The sequence below is a fragment of the Bacillus sp. 491mf genome (genome assembly GCF_900112415.1).
GTDB lineage: Bacteria > Bacillota > Bacilli > Bacillales > Bacillaceae_G > Bacillus_A.
Window position 1 is genome coordinate 113,926 of the sequence record NZ_FOLV01000005.1, and the last position, 18,016, is coordinate 131,941.

Here is an 18,016-nt window from a genome sequence, read left to right on the forward strand (position 1 = left end):
AAGAGAAAGCAAGTGCAGGCTCTTTTTTTCTTCATACCAACAATCTAAATGTCGAAAAATCAAAATGGATTTACCTGTTTAAGGAGGAATTCTATTATGTCTACAATGGAAACAAAGCTTGCCCAAATTGGAAATCGCAGTGAAACAACAACTGGAGCAGTCAATCCACCAGTTTACTTCTCCACTGCTTATCGCCACGAAGGAATTGGGAAGTCAACAGGGTTTGATTATTCCCGAACTGGAAATCCAACGCGCCTTCTATTAGAACGTGCGATCGCTGACTTAGAGCACGGCGAACAAGGCTACGCCTGTAGCTCAGGAATGGCCGCTGTTCTTCTTGTCCTTTCATTATTCTGCTCTGGTGACGAACTGATTGTATCTGAAGATTTGTACGGCGGAACATATCGTTTATTTACAGAACACGAGAAAAAATGGGATGTTCGATGTAGATATGTAGATACGCAGCATATAGAAGAAATTGCAAAAGCCATTTCACCGAAAACAAAAGCCATTTTCATCGAAACACCAACAAATCCACTTATGCAAGTAACAGATATTGCCGCAGTTGCTGCCGTTGCAAAACGTCACGACTTGCTCCTTATTGTTGATAACACATTTTACACACCGTATTTACAACAACCATTAACAACAGGCGCCGACATTGTCCTGCATAGCGCTACAAAATATTTAGGCGGTCATAACGATGTATTAAGTGGGCTCGTTGTTGCAAAAGGAGTAAAATTATGCGAAGAACTCGCTCACTACCACAACGCATCTGGAGCTGTGTTAAGCCCGTTTGATTCGTGGCTTTTAATACGCGGCATGAAAACATTAGCACTGCGCATGAGGCAGCATGAAGAGAATGCCAAAGCAATTGTTGCCTATTTACAAGGAGAAGAAGCGATAACTGATGTGTATTATCCAGGAAAAGGCGGCATGATCTCTTTTAAACTGCGAGAAGAGTCGTGGGTTGATCCGTTCTTACAATCTCTTTCTCTTATTACGTTTGCAGAAAGTCTTGGCGGTGTAGAAAGCTTTATTACATACCCCGCAACACAAACACACGCCGATATACCAGAAGATATTCGCACAGCACGAGGCGTTTGTAATCGTCTGCTCCGCTTCTCCGTAGGAATTGAGAACCAAGATGATTTAATTCAAGACTTACAGCGATCATTAAAACGAGTAAAAGAAGGAGTGAGAATATGAGCTATTCCTTTGATACGCTTTTACTTCATAACCGTTTTAAGCATGACAAACAAACAGGTGCTGTAAATGTTCCTGTTTATAATACATCTACATTCCATCAATTTGATGTAGATACATTTGGAAAATATGATTATAGTCGTTCTGGAAATCCAACGCGCGAAGCACTCGAGGAACTAATTGCTTTACTAGAAGGCGGAAGCAAAGGATTTGCCTTTTCATCTGGCATGGCTGCTATTTCAACAACTTTTCTTCTTTTATCGCAAGGAGATCATGTCCTTATTTCTGAAGACGTGTACGGGGGTACATACCGAATCATAACAGAAGTTCTTTCTCGTTACGGCGTTTCCCACACATTCGTTGACATGACAAATTTAGAAGAGGTAAAACAAAACATTCGCCCCAATACAAAAGTCTTTTACATCGAAACACCATCAAACCCATTATTAAAAGTAACAAATATTAGAGCCGTTTGTGAACTTGCAAAATCTATTGATGCGCTCACTTTTGTTGATAATACATTTTTAACACCCCTTTACCAAAAACCATTAGAACTTGGGGCTGATATCGTTCTTCATAGCGCAACAAAATTCCTTGCAGGTCATAGTGATGTTACCGCAGGATTAGCAGTCGTAAAAGATGAAGAACTCGCAAAAAAAGTGGGATTTTTACAAAATTCTTTTGGAGCTATATTAGGACCACAAGATTGCTCCCTTGTGCTTCGTGGTTTAAAAACATTATACGTGCGCTTAGAGCACTCTTCACGAAATGCTGAAAAAATCGCCTGTTATTTACAGCAACATCCTAAAATTAAAGATATCTATTATCCCGGCTTGCCGTCCCATCCCGGATATGAAACGCAGCACAATCAAGCAAAATCAGCGGGAGCGGTCCTTTCCTTTACACTAGAATCTGAACATGCGCTAAGGCAATTTCTAGCACACATCCAACTTCCCGTATTTGCAGTTAGTTTAGGAGCCGTTGAATCAATTCTTTCGTACCCAGCGAAAATGTCACACGCTGCCATGCCAGAAGAAGAACGTGAAAAACGAGGAATTTCAAATGCATTGCTACGCTTATCGGTTGGATTAGAAAACGCAGACGATTTAATTGCGGATTTTGGGCATGCTCTTACTTATGTAGAGGAAGTCGTTATCTCTTAGACTGGAAACTTATATAAATACAAATTTTAAAACCATTTTTAGATGGGTGAGAGCAACTGGCCGTGTATAAGAGCGGTCAGGGCCTTTTTCTGCCACGTGCGATGTTTAGAGGAGCAAGCGAGTGCAGGCTATGTTTTATGTTGAAAAATTCAAATGACAAGTATTGATCTTTTAAAAAAGAATGATAGACTCAAAAAGTTCCTTCAGAAGGCTGAAGGAACTTTTTTATATAAGTCCCGTTAGCGGAAGTGACAGATGATAGTCCATCTAACTTTAGACAAGTTCTCCTTTTTACTTCCTACAAACAAAAATCATCTCTGGCCCTTCTTCAATAGCGCAGCCATCATAATCCCCATATTGCTCAGCGATTGTAAATCCAGCAGCCTGAATCATATATGTAATTTGTTCATAATAATAATATTTTAGAGACAACTGTTCTCTTAATTCTTCTTTTGTCCCATTTTCATGTGTAATCCGAAATATATATTCTGGATAAATGATTTGATTTTCTACATCAATGGCTTTGGCAATATGAGATTTTTGAATTGTACTTCCTGTTTGCGGATCTATCTTTTCCCATTGCACCTTTTCAGGTTGAACCCAAGTTTTATCTAATTGCTGAAAAGGGCGAAATACATTGAAGATAAATTCTCCATCAGCTTTTAGATGGTTATAGATCGTTTTCAAACATTCGATTTGGTCTTCTTGTTTGAGAAGTGCTTGATATGAAATACCCGGAATTAAAATGAACTCATAGCTCTTGTTCATAGTAAAATTGGCCATATTTGCTTGCTGAAGATGAACCTTCTTCTGAATTTCACTTGGCATAATGCTTAGTTTTTCTCCAAGTATATTTAACATATATTCAGATAATTCAATTCCCCATATCGAAAAACCAGCTTGTGCTAAGGGCAAAGTAATTCTTCCTGTTCCACAAGCAATTTCTAAAATGTCACCTGATAATTTAGAAGCTCTTTCGAGATAAAATGATATTTCTCTATGATCCTGCCTCTCTTCTAAATCATAAAATTCAGCTGTATTTTCATATAGATTCCCTTTTGGTGTAGCCATGTATTTTGCACCTCTACACATCGATATTCATCGTATCGTAAGCAAATGTTATATTTATACCTTCCGCTCGTAATTCAGATTCAATTTCTTTCAATTCGTCATATCCAATGTTGTCTACTTCTTCAATATGCGTAATAATGGTATGTTTTGCTCGTAATTGTTTCGCTACTTCTAGCGTATCTTCAAACGTCGCCTCCCGCATGCTTTCAATAAAAGCACGGTCTCTTATTCGCTCTTTCGTCTTCCAATCAAACTCAGCAATTCCCATTGGTAAAATAGCTACATCTAAATTATCAATCAAATGAGCAGGCGGTTCCCATTTATACAGTTCATCCATTGCAATAAGTACTCGCTTTTCTTTTTCTTCTAACAGGAATGCATACACATATTGTTCATGTAAACGAAATGGTGTAACTTTTATTTTATTTTTCACAAAAGATTGCCCATCTCGTAATACGATTATATCAATCCATCCTTGCTGCTGCATAAATTGCAAATGATCCCACGATCCTAAAAATGTTTTCATATCCTCTGCTACTTGCTCTGGTACATAAACCGCTGTACTCCAAGCTCTGTTCGTATCAAACGCCATCGTTTCCCAAATTCTCCGTCCCATTGTATGATCTGGGTGCCAATGAGAGTATATCCCGGCTTCTACTTTCAATATTTGAGCTCGCTCTAATTGCAAGCGTATTTCCTCTGGCGTATCAATTAATAAGCGGAGATCGTGAATAAAAACACTCGGTCCCATTCTACTATATGGCAACCCTTTTTCTCTTGCCTCTTTACTTACTTTGCTATAACTCCCTGGTCTTGGAGTTGGTGTGGCACCACCTGTTCCTAAAAATTCTATTTTCATGACTATCCCTTCTTTCTATCCGTATTAATTTCCAGATTACTATATATAACTCCTTCAAAATTATCGAAAAATTTTTTCAATTCCGTTGTTGAAAGAAAAATAAAATATGGTAAGATTGTAATATAACTGGAAATGTTTTTTGTTGAGAACAAAAATATTTATGATTAACATCTATCAAGTACTGCTTTATCCTAATGGAAAAACGTCTAGATTTACCCAATTTATTTACATCACAGTCTCTTTTCTTACAATTTCTTTACTTTAAAGCATTTTTTTTGCAACAACTATTCTCTTTGGTTTAGAATTTTGTTATGTATAGTATGGGTATAACAGCAGCACACATGGAGGTGGAGAAAATATGTTAGAAACCTTTCAACAAGAATTAGAGCTATATGAAAACAATGCAGAATTATTAAAAGTACTTGCTCATCCAGTGCGTTTATGTATTGTAAAAGGATTGATTGAGCGAGGACCAAGTAACGTTTCTACAATGTACACAGGTTTAAACATGCCCCAATCTACAATTTCTCAGCATTTAGCGAAATTAAAAAGCGCTAAAATTGTTTCAAGTGAAAGAAAAGGATTAGAAATTTACTACAAAGTAGAAAACGAAACAATTATTCAATTAGTTCGTGTATTACTAGGTTAAATGTATTCAAATATACAAAAGGCGTATAATGTATGTATATTTCATCTCATATCTTTAATATAAATATATATCATGAGATGAAATATAAACATTCTACATAATCCTAAACAAAATGTCGTATTTACCTATAAAACGAGGCGCAGTATTTTACACTGCGCCTCGTTTTATGAAAAGGTATGTAAATAATGGGTTAAATTGAAATGAGGCAATCCTTTTTGCTGAATGACAACATCAAATGCATCGCTCATTCCACCTTGTAAAATCATAGAATAAATCGCGCGGTTTTTCTTTTGATTATTAGAAAATGGGTTACGATCTTCATGATTAACAAATTGTTCTAAAATTCCTGCAGCAAGCAAAAATTCTCTTTGTTTCGTATGCCATACTGTTTGCAATCCTTGTTCTTCGCAAGCAGTCTTCAATGCATCCCAATGAATATGAGTTGTTATATCCATCTCTCCTGGAAATTGAAGAGGGTTACGAATCATTTGATGCTCATAATAACCTCGTAAACTTCCTTCACGATGAGCTGGGTGCATCCATTCTTCATTTGTATATCCATAATCGATTGTTATAAGTAAGCCTTCCTGTAGCCATCTTGTAAGCTGTTTGACATAAGCATTCATTTGTAATGGCACTTCAAATCGCTGTCTTTCATACAATTGAATTTGGTGTCTTTGTAAATAGCTTATAATTTGTTCATTATCTAACGGGCGCAATACTTCTATGAGTCTGCCTTCACTGTTATACTTTATGCGTACTTCATATAACATGCCTTCCCGCTTCTCAATGACTTCTACAGGAAATGCATCAAACAACTCATTTGAAAAAACAATTCCTGTAAAAGGGGCATCCAATTCATCATAGGATGCATATTGCGAAACGTTTGCAAAAGAAATAAGTTGCTGTTTTTGCAACCTTCTATGGAATGGACTCACTTCTATAAGAGAATACTGCAAGTTTGCAAACGTATCAGGTGAAATCGTTTGCCACTCTTGCAATACATTATAAGCAAATTTCCCCGTTCCACCACCAATTTCACATATATGAGGTGTAACAACTCCTTCTTTTACAAGCCGAAGAAAAAAATGAGCAAATGTTTTTGCATAAATAGAAGACACATTACTACTTGTAAAGAAGTCTCCTTGCCTGCCAATTTTTTCACGTTCTTTCATATAATAGCCATTATTTTCGTCATATAAAGCAAGGCTCATATATGTACTATAAGAAATAGAGTGGTCTTCTTCTTTTTCCATCGCCTGTTTTAGAACGTGCTTCATTGCCGTTCCCCTTATTGTAGAAATGGATTATTTTCTTTTTCAAAGCCAATCGTTGTTTCTGGACCATGCCCACATAACACAGTTGTATCATCGGATAATACAAATAACTTTTCTTCAATACTCATGATTAATTCTTGGAAGCTACCTCCCGGCAAATCAGTGCGGCCAATACTCATTTGAAATAAAACATCACCTGAAATGACAACGTTTGCTTCTTTGCAATAGTATGAAATACTTCCCGGTGAATGCCCCGGCGTTTCAAACATATCAAACGTAAACGAACCAATTGTCAAAGTTCCTTCTCCTTCAATGATGTGATCCGCAGGTCTTGCTGTAATACTACGATTCATCATAAAAATTTGCGAACCGTTAACAGCAGCATCTCCTAACCAATCCGCTTCTTCTTGATGAACATATACTGGAATTTGAAAAGCAGTACGTACTTCATCCACCGCACCAATATGATCAAAATGTGCATGTGTTAATAAAATAGCTAATGGTTTTAACTGTTCTTGTTTTACATAATTTATAAGTTTTTCCCCTTCATTACCTGGGTCAAAAATAATACATTCTTTTTGGTCATTACTTAAAATATATGCATTTGTTTGCAGTGGCCCTAACGGCATTTGAATCCACTTCATACTTAATCTCCTCCAGTCATTACACTCACTTCCATCATACAATATTTTCTTCTTATAGGAAACGAAACCTCGACAACCCTATTGAAAACATGTACAATTGAAATGAAAAAATATTACAAAAAATCAAACAAATCAAGAGAGTAGAGGGGATATGTATGGGTCTTGTTATTATTTTTGCGTTAGTCACTCTGTTAGCTGTATACTCTTCTCTTAAAACATTGCGGGACAAAAACCTTCTTGCTGGAGGCTTTTCTGTTGCAACTGTAATTGTTTTCGGGTGGTTTACAGTCATGACAGTACTAAACAATGGCTATCCACCAACACATTAAGCAATTCTTTACAAACTCTACATACACCATGATTTCTAGCATATGAAAAAGGAAGGGAAACCCCTTCCTTCTTCTTTTCTTGCTCATCTTCTATAAATAAAAAGCTTCATTTTACTTTACTTCATAAATATACTTTTTCACAAGCCATGCTCCGCCAATTACCCCAGCATCATTACCAAGTGTCGCAATTGCTAATTTTGTACTTTTAACAGCACGTGAAAATGCATATTGTTCAAAATAGCGTTGAATTGGTTGTAACAATGCATCACCTGCTTTTGATACACCACCGCCAATAACAATTTTCTCTGGGTTTAATGTACTAGCTAGATTTGCGACTGCTAATCCTAAATACGAAGCAACCTTTTCAACTACTTTTTTTGCTAATCCATCACCTTGTGCAAGTGCATCAAACACATCTTTAGATGTAATAAGACCTTCTTGCTCTAGCATCAAACGCAATACGCTAGCCTCATCTGTTTCCTGTATTTTTTGCATTGCAACCCGTACAATACCAGTTGCAGAAGAAACCGTTTCTAAGCATCCTGATTTCCCGCAGTTACAAGCAAAGCCACCTTCTGTTACAACTGTAATATGACCAATTTCACCGCCTGCTCCGCTTACACCATGGACGACCTCACCGTTTGTGATAACACCGCCACCAACGCCCGTTCCAAGCGTCATACAAACGATATCTTTTGAACCTTCTCCAGCGCCTTTCCACATCTCTCCAAGCGCTGCAATATTCGCATCATTATCAACAACAACTGGCAAACCAGTTTCTACTTCTAATAAATCTTTAAGAGGATAGTTTTTCCATCCTAAGTTTACTGCTTCATAAATCATTCCAGAAGCAACATGAACAGGACCCGGTGCACCCATCCCAATTCCAGCCAACTTACTTTTTAGCTCACCTAGTTCTTGTAACTTTTTATCAATTGCCTTTGCAATATCGAGTGTAATATGTTTTCCTTGTTCGCTTGTATTCGTTGGAATTTCCCATTTATGGATAAACTCACCATAAGTATTAATGAATGCTAATTTAATAGTTGTTCCGCCAAGATCAACACCAACCAACCATTTCTCTTCCATGTTGTTCGCCTTCTTTCATCTATTTCGTCAATAGAATATATAAATTCAGTTTCATTTTTCAACATATAAATTAATGCTATACAGAATACAACATCACCTGTACTCGTATGTGGCAGGAAAAAGCACTGACCGCTTCTATGCATGACCAGGCGCTCTTGTCCTCCCCTAAAAAGAAAGAAGTTTTTATGTCGTTTTTTGAATTTCTTGCTTTAATAAAAATAAAGCCATCTGATACTCTTTCGGCTCAATAAGCTGTGATTTATATAATTCACGAAGCTCATCGTCCATTAATTGTAAATCTGCAACACGATCTCCTGTATAAATAATCGTTCCAAATTTCTTTAATAATTGTTGAATATCATAAATAGTTTTCATTTTTTCACCCTCTAAATGTCTACTTACTATAAAAATACAATAAGAAAACGTTCACATAGTTTATTATAATCAACATAAAAAAGAATCGTCAATTTATAATTTATCTATATAAATTATAAAATTGACAATGTTTCTTTTTCTGTAATAATTTTCTGCACAGTTTTGTCAAACGGTTCCACTGGGATATGAGACACAATTTGAAGATTAAAAACCAATGATAGCGTTTTCTTTTTATAATTCACGAGATAACGATCGTAATATCCTCCGCCATATCCTACACGCTCGCCTTTTCTTGTAAAGGCAACACCTGGTACGACAAGTAAATCGATCTCCTCTGCTAATACTTCTTCTGTCATTGATGGAGCAGGCTCCCGTAAATTCATATAAACGGTTTCTAATTGTTCAAAACTTGTAATTTGACGAAATGTCATTGTTCTCGTTTCACGATTACATTTTGGAACAACAATTGCTTTTCCTTCTTCCCATGCTTTTTCAATAATTGTATATGTATTTACTTCACGCTCCATAGAAAGTGTAATCCCAATTGTTTTAGCCTCGGTCCATTCTCGTTGTTTAAATAGAGAATCTGCAATTTTTTCTGATAAAGTCGTATACTGTTCTTCTGATAAAGCATTCATACGCTGTAATATTTCTGTTCGTAATTTTTTTTTCTCTTCTTTCATTTTGAATTCCCCCTATATACAAAAGAAACAGTAGGAAAATATCCCTACTGCTTACTTTGTTTCGCGGTGTAACGTAGACTTCTTGTCACGCTTGCAATATTTTTTAAGCTCAAGACGCTCAGCGTTGTTACGTTTGTTTTTCTTAGAGATATAGTTACGATCTCCGCATTCTGTACATGCTAGAGTAATATTCACACGCATTCTTATTTCCCTCCAGTCACTAATAACTTAAATCAGACTATACCATAATACCACTTTTAAAACAAAAATTCTACACCTTTTGATATTGTCTAATTTTTTCTATAAGTGTATTCATATTTTCCTTTGCTATGACTGGGTTTCTTGCATGAGAATAAACGAGAAATTTAGGTTGATTTACATCTGAAACAACGTAAGACCACTCTTCTTCTGCATGTGTAAATTTAATTCCTTCTAATACTTCAAACTCGCGCTGTACGCGATCTCGCAGCAACATCCCTAATACTTTCCCTTTCTCATTCCATGAACAAACTACTTCATCACATAATAAGTACAGTGGTGAATATTGCTCTAACATTGCTGGCAATGTTTTCCCTTGAAGAACAATTAACTCCAATAATTTACCAACTCGAAATAAAATATCTTGCTGCCATCTCATTTGAAATAACTTCTTATTTTCAATATGGATATAAAAAAGAAGATAACATTCTCCTAATTTTAATGATAATGGGTAAAAACCTTTATCTTTTTCAAACAATAAATTAGGAATATCGATTTCTTCGCAATTTGTATTTTTATAAATATTCCCGTAAGTATCATATAATTCAAATGTATTTTCTTCTTCTTGAAATAGAATCGCCATATCTGCCCGGCTCGATTTCATTAATGACTTAATATGTTCTTTTTGCTTTGCGGCATATAACCACGTTACTGTGCAGCCGATTTTCTGTAAAAAAGAGGATAGCAACGGTTGAAATAACTCATCCGGCTTATTGATAAGAAGGTGAAAATGTTGTCTTTTTATAACAGGGGTATCGATGAATTGCAAAGTTGATTCAATATACATTTCTGAACAAACATCTATGACTTCATTATTCCCAATACTTTTACTATCGACATAACGAAATGACTCTGCCATATACAAATTTTCTATCTCTTTTTGCTTTTTATATGTTAATGCCATTCCTTCTTCATCGTAAAATTGAATAATGAGTTTCTCATCTTTCCCCTTATAAAAAAACACTCCACCAACGACATTTGTTTGCCCGGTTGCATATCGGAAGCAAGATTCGTTCATGTCTTGGCATTCCATTGTATGCACTCCTGCTGTATGAACAGCATGTAAAAAAATATGTTTAAACATTTGCACGTCCGCATGTGTACTGCTGCCAATCAGCAAACTGTCTCCTTCTGATAATAAAGAGCCATATGCCATCGCTAATTTCACAACAACTTGTGGCGTAATATCTAAATTACTTCTGCCGCATATACGACTTTTCTGCAAAAAACACGAAATATTTTCATGTTCTGTAATTCCAGATGAAGCAATAATTGTACTACTCTCAACCACTTTCTCTGGCCATACTTTCCCTTTCGTCTTAATCACTGCATTTTGGCCAATTCGACAATGATCAGCCACAACACTCTTTTCAAATAAAGTAACTCCATCTTCAATAATTGTGCCGTCTCCAATGGTGGTTCCAATCAATTCACATCGCTTTCCTACATACGTATGAGCGAGTAAAATACTTTTTTGAAGACGAGTATATGCTGAAATTAAGCTATGGTTACCAATAATAGAATACGGTTCAATAATAACTCCTGTTTGCACTGTTGTTCCCTCACCAATAAAAGCAGGGCCGTGTATCTTTGTTCCTTTTTCAATTGTTACATCTTCTCCAATCCATACCATTGGCAACACTTCTGTATATGGAATAGATACATGAACTTTCTTCGTAAGCAAGTCAAATTGAGCCTGACGATATTGTGTGAACGTACCAATATCAAGCCAATATCCATCTGCTACATATCCATACATTGCTTCTTTGTTTTCTAATAAAGGAAATACATGATGACTAAAATCAAAAAACGTATGAGGTGTAATATAAGAAAAAATGTCGGGGTCTATAATATAAATACCGGTGTTTACTGTATTGGAAATGACTTCATTCCAACTTGGTTTTTCAATATATTTAATAATTTCATGATGCTGATTTGTGACAACTAATCCATACGATGATGGATTCACTACTTCTTTAACAAACATCGTAACGATCCCGTTATGACTATTATGAAAATCAATTCCTTTCGATAGATGAAAATCTGTGAGCGCATCTCCGCTAATTACAACAAATGGTTCGTCTAAAAATTTCTCTGCTTGTTTTACACTCCCCGCTGTACCAAGAGGGGGGGTATCTTCAAAATAATATAACTTCACTCCCCATTTACTACCATCACCAAAATAATTTTGAATAACGGAACTCATATATTGAACAGTAATCGCAATTTCACGAATACCATGCTGTTTCAATAGTTCAATACTATATTCCATCACTGGCTTTTGTAGTAGGGGTAACATGGGTTTTGGAAGGTTACATGTTAACGGACGTAAACGCGTCCCTTTCCCTCCAGCTAAAATAACCCCCTTCATCGGCATTCAACCTCCACATTTATGATGTTGAACTGCTTTTTCATACGTGTGTGCCGTTGTTCTTGCAATTTCATTCCAATTATAGTGAACAAGAACATCTTCATACCCTTTATTTGCGACGCGCTGAGCAATTTTTGGCTGTTCTATAATCCATATTAATTTCTCACTCAAACTTTGCGAACAACCTGGTTGCATTTGAAACCCATTCACACCATCTACAATGATCTCTTGCAGACCGCCCACACGCGAAACTAAAACCGGTCTCTTGGCTAACATCCCTTCTAATGCAACAATCCCAAAAGGTTCATACAAGCTTGGAATTAATAACACATCGCACCTTTGAAGAAATGCTCGCTGCTCTTCTTCTGTAATATGACCGAGAAAATGAATAGAATGTTGTAGTCCCATCCCCTGTACAGCGGCACGATACTGCTCTAACATGGTTCCTTGACCTGCAATAATAAATAAAATCTGCGGATACCGCTGGGTAATTTGAGGTGCTGCTTCAATAATGGTATAGAAGCCTTTCTCATTTACAATTCGGCCAATTGAAAATACAACCAATCGATTCACTAAATTATAATGATTTGTAATTTCTAGCGAAGGCGTAACCGCGTGAAAAAAATATTGATCAATCCCATTAGGATGCACAATAACAGCATCACTATTTACTTCGAAATCCCGCACAACTTCATCTTTCATAAACTGACTACAAACAATCACAACGTTAGATTCTGTTACTAGCTCTTTTTCATGCATATGTATTTTCCATTGCAATGATGTATAAATCCCGCTATTCCGTCCACGTTCCGTTGCATGAACTGTTGTGACGAGAGACAACTGCTCTTGTTTTTGTAAATCCATCGCACAAATAGCAACAAGCCAATCATGAGCGTGAATGACATCAAACGCGTAAACTTTACATAGTTCTTGTGTATAAGCAATCATAGATTTGTTTAACTGAGCAATCCACTCATAAAAATGATACTTTTCACGATAATCAACTGCAACGCGATGTACATGTACCCCATGTACCTTTTCATATGTTGTGCATTGCTCTTCGTACACAGTTACTACATGCACATCATGTCCATAACGTGCAAGAGCTCGTGATAATTCATACACATGCCTTCCAAGGCCACCTACCATCATCGGGGGATATTCCCATGCCAACATTAAAATACGCAAAGGTTCCATACATCCCTCTTTTCTCTTCATATAGAAGACTAAAGTGAAACTTCCTTTCATGAGCGCTTTTTTCATGAAAGGTTAGTTGAACCAATCGGGCTCTTACGGATGGTTTGGCTTTCTTCTTGTCTATGCTTCTTACCAGCCGTTTGAGCGGGGTAAAGTGAAACTTCCTTTCATGAGCGCTTTTTTCATGAAAGGTTAGTTGAACCAATCGGGCTCTTACGGATGGTTTGGTTTTTCTTCTTGCCTGTGCTCCTTACCAGCCGTTTGAGCGGGGTCATACTACCAAAAGTAAACGCTTTCTTAAAATTCCATTATAATCCATAGTATCATCGTAACAAGAAAGTAACAATGATACTTTTTCGTCATATTTTGACTAAAAAAGAGGAATGCTTTCGCATTCCTCTCCAGGCTATATGGAGAAAACCTTCTCCATATCCTATTTTCCCTACCGATGACAATTTCACTTTATTCATTTAACAAATAATGCTTCCCTTTTACAAGATAAAAAACATTTTCTGCAATATTTGTACCGTGATCTGCTACTCGCTCAATATAACGGGCAATAAACGATAGTTGTGTAATTTGTCCAATTGCCTCTGGCTTATCTGGAATAGAAGAAATAAATTCACGAATTGCTTTTCCATACAGTTCATCAACTTCATCATCCATCTCAGCAATTTTTTTCGCATATGTTAAGTTTTCTTCTCTATAAGCTAGAATCACATTTTGCAACATATCTATTGCAATTTTAAACATACTTTCAAGGCTTTGTAATGAAACCGAAACCTCTTTTTCTCCAAGACGTATGGTTGACTTAGCAATGTTTACCGCGTGATCTGCAATACGTTCTAGATCTGTTGCCGTTTTAATCGAAACAAAAATTCTTCGTAAATCACTAGCAACGGGCTGTTGTTTCGTAATCAACATTAAGGCAAAATCATTAATTTCCTCTTCCAAATTATCCATACGGTAATCACCATCAATTACTGCAATTGCTTTCTCTACATCTCTTGTACGCAATCCTTCCATTGCAATTTCAAGAGCTTGTTTTGCTAATTCACCTAGTTCAATAACTTTTTGCTGTAATGTTTGTAAGTCATATTGAAACTGTTCGCGTACCATGTTGTTTCCTCCCTCACCTGTTACACATGCACTTTCATTTAAAATAAAGCATCCAATAAGAAGACAAGTTGCTCCTTCAAACAGATGCTATTAACCGAATCGTCCTGTAATATAATCTTCTGTTCGTTTATCAGTTGGCGTTGTAAATAACTTATTTGTATCTGTATATTCCACAACTTCTCCGCTTAAGAAGAAAGCTGTTTTATCAGAAATACGAGCTGCTTGCTGCATATTATGCGTCACAATCACAATACTGAAATCTTTCTTTAACTCCTGAATCAACTCTTCTACTTTTAATGTAGAAATTGGATCTAATGCTGATGTTGGTTCATCCATTAAAATGACATCTGGTTCAATTGCTAAGCAACGCGCGATACATAAACGTTGCTGCTGTCCACCGGATAATCCGTATGCATTATCATGTAATCTATCTTTCAATTCATCCCAAATCGCCGCACCGCGTAAACTTTTCTCAACAATTTCATCCAACGTTTTCTTATCGCGAATACCATGAACTTTCGGACCATATACAATATTTTCATAGATTGATTTTGGGAATGGGTTTGGCTTCTGAAATACCATTCCCACATGCGTACGCAGTTCTTCAACAGGATATGATTTATCAAAAATATTGCGATCGCGATACTCAATTACACCTGTTGTCCGAACGATTGGCACTAGCTCTACCATACGGTTTAATGTTTTCAGATAAGTAGATTTCCCGCACCCACTCGGTCCAATAATCGCTGTTACTTCATTTTCATGAATACTTAAATTAATATCTTTTAATGCATGGTCTTCCCCATACCATAAGTTTAAATTTTTCGTATCAAATACAACTTTTTTTGTTTGAGGTTCTACCTTTTCTTCATTTTTCACCTGAACTTTTACTACTGTAGCTACCATTTTGAAATTCCCCTTTCATCCAGTCCTTCTTACTTACGATTTCGCAGCCATATTGCAAGAGTATTGATAAGAAGTAGCAACAGTAGTAGCACAATAATTCCAGCTGCTGCTACATGTTGAAATTCCTCTTGCGGCCTATTCATCCAATTAAAGATTTGAATTGGTAAAACTGTAAATCTATCCATCACATCAAGCGGTACATAGTTTGCAAAAGCAAGTGCCCCAATGACAAGTAGCGGGGCCGCTTCTCCAATCGCTCGTGATAACGCTAAAATACAACCTGTTAAGATTCCTGGCATTGCTTCTTTAATCACAACATGGTACATCGTTTGCCACTTCGTTGCTCCTACTCCATAAGAAGCTTCTAGCAACGATTTTGGTACAGAGCGCAGTGCTTCTTGCGCTGCAACAACAACAGTTGGCAAAACGAGAAGGCTCATCGTTAATGCGGCCGCTAATATGCTTTCACCTAACTGTAAGCCATATACAAACATCGTCAATCCTAATAATCCAAAAACAACTGATGGTACTCCTGCCAACGTTTGAATGTTGATCTCAATTATTTTTGTAAACCATGATTGTTTTGCATAGTATTCTAAATAAAGGGCTGTTCCTACTCCAAATAAAAAGGAAGTAGGAGCGACAACACTCATAAATAAAATCGTTCCCGATAAAGCTGCTGCAATACCAGCTTGCTCTGGATTTCGCGATGCAAAACGGATTAAAAAATCTAATGAAATATATGTTATTCCTTGTTGAAAAATTTGGTATAGTAAAAAAACCAATATACAAAGTGAAAATAACATCGCTATGCGAAATACAGTTTTATATACACGATCTTTCCAAAAGCGTGGAGGCATATGTTCTTCTATGTTTCGCTCATTTAGCAGTCGCATATTATGTCGCCCCCTTCAAACGACGCATAATACGCTGTGCAATCATATTCATAATCAACGTAAACATAAATAGCGTCGCTCCGACAGCGTACATACTATAATATGACATCGTTCCATAAGGGGCATCTCCTAAACTAACTTGCACAATATATGCTGTGAGCGTTTGTATAGACTGTGTCGGATTTAACGATAAACTCGGCGTCGAACCACCCGCAATGACGACAATCATCGTTTCTCCAGCTGCTCTTGAAGCAGCTAGCACAATTGCTGCTAAGACTCCAGTAAAAGCAGCGGGTAACACGATATGCTTTGTCGTTTCAAAACGAGTGGCGCCAATCGCAAAAGAAGCCTCTCTCACTTTATGAGGAACAGCTCGCATCGCATCTTCACTAAGAGATGCAATCGTCGGGATCATCATAATGCCAATTACAATCCCTGGGCTAAGTGCGTTAAAAAACTGTAAATCTGGAACGATGCGCTGCAAAATAGGTGTAACAACTGTTAAAGCAAAAAAACCGTATACAATTGTCGGAATCCCTGCCAATAACTCTAATACTGGCTTTAACACCTTTCTCGCCGCATTAGAAGCATATTCACTTAAAAACACTGCACATCCTAATCCAATCGGAATAGCAACAATCATTGCAATACCAGTAACGAGTACCGTTCCATATATAAGCGGTAAAATACCAAACTTAGGATTTTCAAAAAAAGGAAGCCATTCTTTTTCAGTAAAAAAGGAAACGATTGATACTCTTTCAAAAAACATAAATGTTTCATTTGCCAAAGTTACAATTATCCCCATCGTTGTAATAATAGAGATACTGGCGATTATTCGTAACACAAAAGGAACCATTTGATTGATTCGCTGTGCTTTCTTTCGCTTGCCTGCATTTCTTTCAATCAAATGTTGAACAGAAATCGTAACATGACTCTTTTTATTACGAGCCAAAGATGAAAACCCCTTTCCATCTTGACGTTATTTTTGCATTTCTGTTAACATTCGCAGCTGTTCATTATATTTATATTGCGGCAACTTCACGTATCCAATCTCTTCTACAAGCTCTCCAGCATGCTTCATCATAAAAGATACATAATTTGCAACACTATTTTTTTCTCGGATAGAAGAATTATTTACATATGCATAAAGCGGCCGAGACAGCGGCTTATATGCCCCGGATTGTATCGTTTCTTTCGTCGGTGAAATACCGTTAATTTTTACGGCTTTCACTTTGTCACGATTCGCAGCATAGTATGCATATCCAACAAAGGCAATTGCATGTTTATTGCTCATAACACCTCTTATTAAAACATTGTCATCCTCAGATAATGTAACTGTTTTTGTAATCCGCTTTTGTTGCAATACTACACTTTGAAAATAATCATACGTACCAGAATCTATGCCCGGTGCGTAAAATTGTATCGTTTCATGCGGCCATTTCGGATGAATTTGCGACCATTTTTTCAGCGTTTCACTTTCACTCCATAACGTTTGCAACTCTTCTATTGTAAGATTATCTGCCCACGTATTCTCACGATTCACAATAAGCGTAAGACCGTCATAAGCAATTTGAAATGGCGTATACGTAATATGGTGCTTCTTAGCAAGCCGTTCTTCCTCTCTTTTCATTGGCCGAGAAGCATTTGTTATATCCACTTCTCCTTTTCCAAAACGATGAAATCCACCTCCCGTTCCGGATATACCAATAGAAAGTTTTACATGAGGTTCTCGCTTCGTATACTCTTCTGCTACTGCTTCCATAATCGGAAAAATTGTAGAAGATCCATCAATTTGCACTTCTCCTGCCATACTAGTGGCGGAAACAGGTAACGTATGAACAGATAAACAAAACAGTGATATGATAAAAACCATGGTGCGTGTTCTATTACGTTTCACGTAATATTTCCTCCTAGGAGCCTCCTG

General features: G+C 36.8%; 19 protein-coding genes. 4 read left to right on the forward strand and 15 right to left on the reverse strand.

The window, feature by feature from the left end:
• Positions 1-96 precede the first annotated feature (96 nt).
• A complete protein-coding gene (locus BM211_RS07760) occupies positions 97-1,209 on the forward strand; it encodes a methionine biosynthesis PLP-dependent protein (protein ID WP_035429700.1) in 1,113 nt (370 codons plus the stop codon).
• Positions 1,206-2,369: a cystathionine beta-lyase gene (gene metC, locus BM211_RS07765; protein WP_035429703.1), complete on the forward strand. Its 1,164-nt coding sequence runs from the start codon at positions 1,206-1,208 to the stop codon at positions 2,367-2,369. The genes BM211_RS07760 and metC overlap by 4 nt, the downstream gene beginning before the upstream one ends.
• 291 nt (positions 2,370-2,660) lie before the next feature.
• Here metC and BM211_RS07770 read toward each other — a convergent pair whose 3' ends face one another.
• Both BM211_RS07770 and BM211_RS07775 read right to left on the reverse strand, forming a co-directional pair.
• Positions 2,661-3,440 (reverse strand): class I SAM-dependent DNA methyltransferase, encoded by a 780-nt coding sequence (locus BM211_RS07770; protein ID WP_035429705.1) that lies wholly within the window; start codon positions 3,438-3,440, stop codon positions 2,661-2,663.
• Positions 3,441-3,453: 13 nt separating this feature from the next.
• Positions 3,454-4,299 (reverse strand): MBL fold metallo-hydrolase, encoded by an 846-nt coding sequence (locus BM211_RS07775; RefSeq protein ID WP_035429708.1) that lies wholly within the window; start codon positions 4,297-4,299, stop codon positions 3,454-3,456.
• A 358-nt stretch (positions 4,300-4,657) separates the two neighbouring features.
• Between BM211_RS07775 and BM211_RS07785 the strand changes: the two genes are divergently transcribed.
• Positions 4,658-4,948 carry an ArsR/SmtB family transcription factor gene (locus tag BM211_RS07785; protein WP_020062633.1) on the forward strand — a complete coding sequence of 97 codons (291 nt, stop codon included), beginning with the start codon at positions 4,658-4,660 and terminating at the stop codon, positions 4,946-4,948.
• Positions 4,949-5,112: 164 nt separating this feature from the next.
• Here BM211_RS07785 and BM211_RS07790 read toward each other — a convergent pair whose 3' ends face one another.
• Positions 5,113-6,228 carry a class I SAM-dependent methyltransferase gene (locus BM211_RS07790; RefSeq protein WP_090996176.1) on the reverse strand — a complete coding sequence of 372 codons (1,116 nt, stop codon included), beginning with the start codon at positions 6,226-6,228 and terminating at the stop codon, positions 5,113-5,115.
• A gap of 11 nt (positions 6,229-6,239) precedes the next feature.
• Complete coding sequence (locus tag BM211_RS07795) at positions 6,240-6,869, reverse strand: MBL fold metallo-hydrolase (protein ID WP_035429714.1); 630 nt, start codon at positions 6,867-6,869, stop codon at positions 6,240-6,242.
• Between the two features lie 155 nt (positions 6,870-7,024).
• On the opposite strand from BM211_RS07795, the gene BM211_RS07800 reads away from it, so the two are divergent.
• Entirely contained in the window at positions 7,025-7,198 is a 174-nt protein-coding gene (locus tag BM211_RS07800; protein ID WP_035429716.1) for a DUF2759 domain-containing protein, read from the forward strand.
• 111 nt (positions 7,199-7,309) lie between these two features.
• Here BM211_RS07800 and BM211_RS07805 read toward each other — a convergent pair whose 3' ends face one another.
• The 11 genes from BM211_RS07805 to BM211_RS07855 form a co-directional block, all read right to left on the reverse strand.
• Positions 7,310-8,287: an ROK family glucokinase gene (locus BM211_RS07805; protein ID WP_035429719.1), complete on the reverse strand. Its 978-nt coding sequence runs from the start codon at positions 8,285-8,287 to the stop codon at positions 7,310-7,312.
• 183 nt (positions 8,288-8,470) lie between these two features.
• Complete coding sequence (locus BM211_RS07810; RefSeq protein WP_035429721.1) at positions 8,471-8,662, reverse strand: YqgQ family protein; 192 nt, start codon at positions 8,660-8,662, stop codon at positions 8,471-8,473.
• A 113-nt stretch (positions 8,663-8,775) separates the two neighbouring features.
• Positions 8,776-9,345: a 5-formyltetrahydrofolate cyclo-ligase gene (locus BM211_RS07815; RefSeq protein ID WP_035429725.1), complete on the reverse strand. Its 570-nt coding sequence runs from the start codon at positions 9,343-9,345 to the stop codon at positions 8,776-8,778.
• Positions 9,346-9,396: 51 nt separating this feature from the next.
• Complete coding sequence (gene rpmG, locus BM211_RS07820; RefSeq protein ID WP_012095458.1) at positions 9,397-9,546, reverse strand: 50S ribosomal protein L33; 150 nt, start codon at positions 9,544-9,546, stop codon at positions 9,397-9,399.
• 70 nt (positions 9,547-9,616) lie between these two features.
• Positions 9,617-11,974, reverse strand: coding sequence for a sugar phosphate nucleotidyltransferase (locus tag BM211_RS07825; protein ID WP_035429961.1), 2,358 nt, complete (start codon positions 11,972-11,974; stop codon positions 9,617-9,619).
• 6 nt (positions 11,975-11,980) lie between these two features.
• Positions 11,981-13,171 carry a glycosyltransferase family 4 protein gene (locus BM211_RS07830; RefSeq protein ID WP_177206897.1) on the reverse strand — a complete coding sequence of 397 codons (1,191 nt, stop codon included), beginning with the start codon at positions 13,169-13,171 and terminating at the stop codon, positions 11,981-11,983.
• Between the two features lie 462 nt (positions 13,172-13,633).
• Positions 13,634-14,290 carry a phosphate signaling complex protein PhoU gene (gene phoU / locus BM211_RS07835; RefSeq protein WP_090996185.1) on the reverse strand — a complete coding sequence of 219 codons (657 nt, stop codon included), beginning with the start codon at positions 14,288-14,290 and terminating at the stop codon, positions 13,634-13,636.
• A gap of 90 nt (positions 14,291-14,380) precedes the next feature.
• Positions 14,381-15,196: a phosphate ABC transporter ATP-binding protein gene (gene pstB, locus BM211_RS07840; RefSeq protein WP_090996188.1), complete on the reverse strand. Its 816-nt coding sequence runs from the start codon at positions 15,194-15,196 to the stop codon at positions 14,381-14,383.
• Positions 15,197-15,225: 29 nt separating this feature from the next.
• Positions 15,226-16,092, reverse strand: coding sequence for a phosphate ABC transporter permease PstA (gene pstA / locus BM211_RS07845; protein ID WP_035429733.1), 867 nt, complete (start codon positions 16,090-16,092; stop codon positions 15,226-15,228).
• Position 16,093: 1 nt separating this feature from the next.
• Positions 16,094-17,044, reverse strand: coding sequence for a phosphate ABC transporter permease subunit PstC (gene pstC / locus BM211_RS07850; protein WP_035429735.1), 951 nt, complete (start codon positions 17,042-17,044; stop codon positions 16,094-16,096).
• Between the two features lie 27 nt (positions 17,045-17,071).
• The gene (locus tag BM211_RS07855; RefSeq protein WP_256217048.1) at positions 17,072-17,965 is read right to left on the reverse strand and encodes a PstS family phosphate ABC transporter substrate-binding protein; all 894 of its coding nucleotides are present in this window, start codon (positions 17,963-17,965) and stop codon (positions 17,072-17,074) included.
• Positions 17,966-18,016 lie beyond the last annotated feature (51 nt).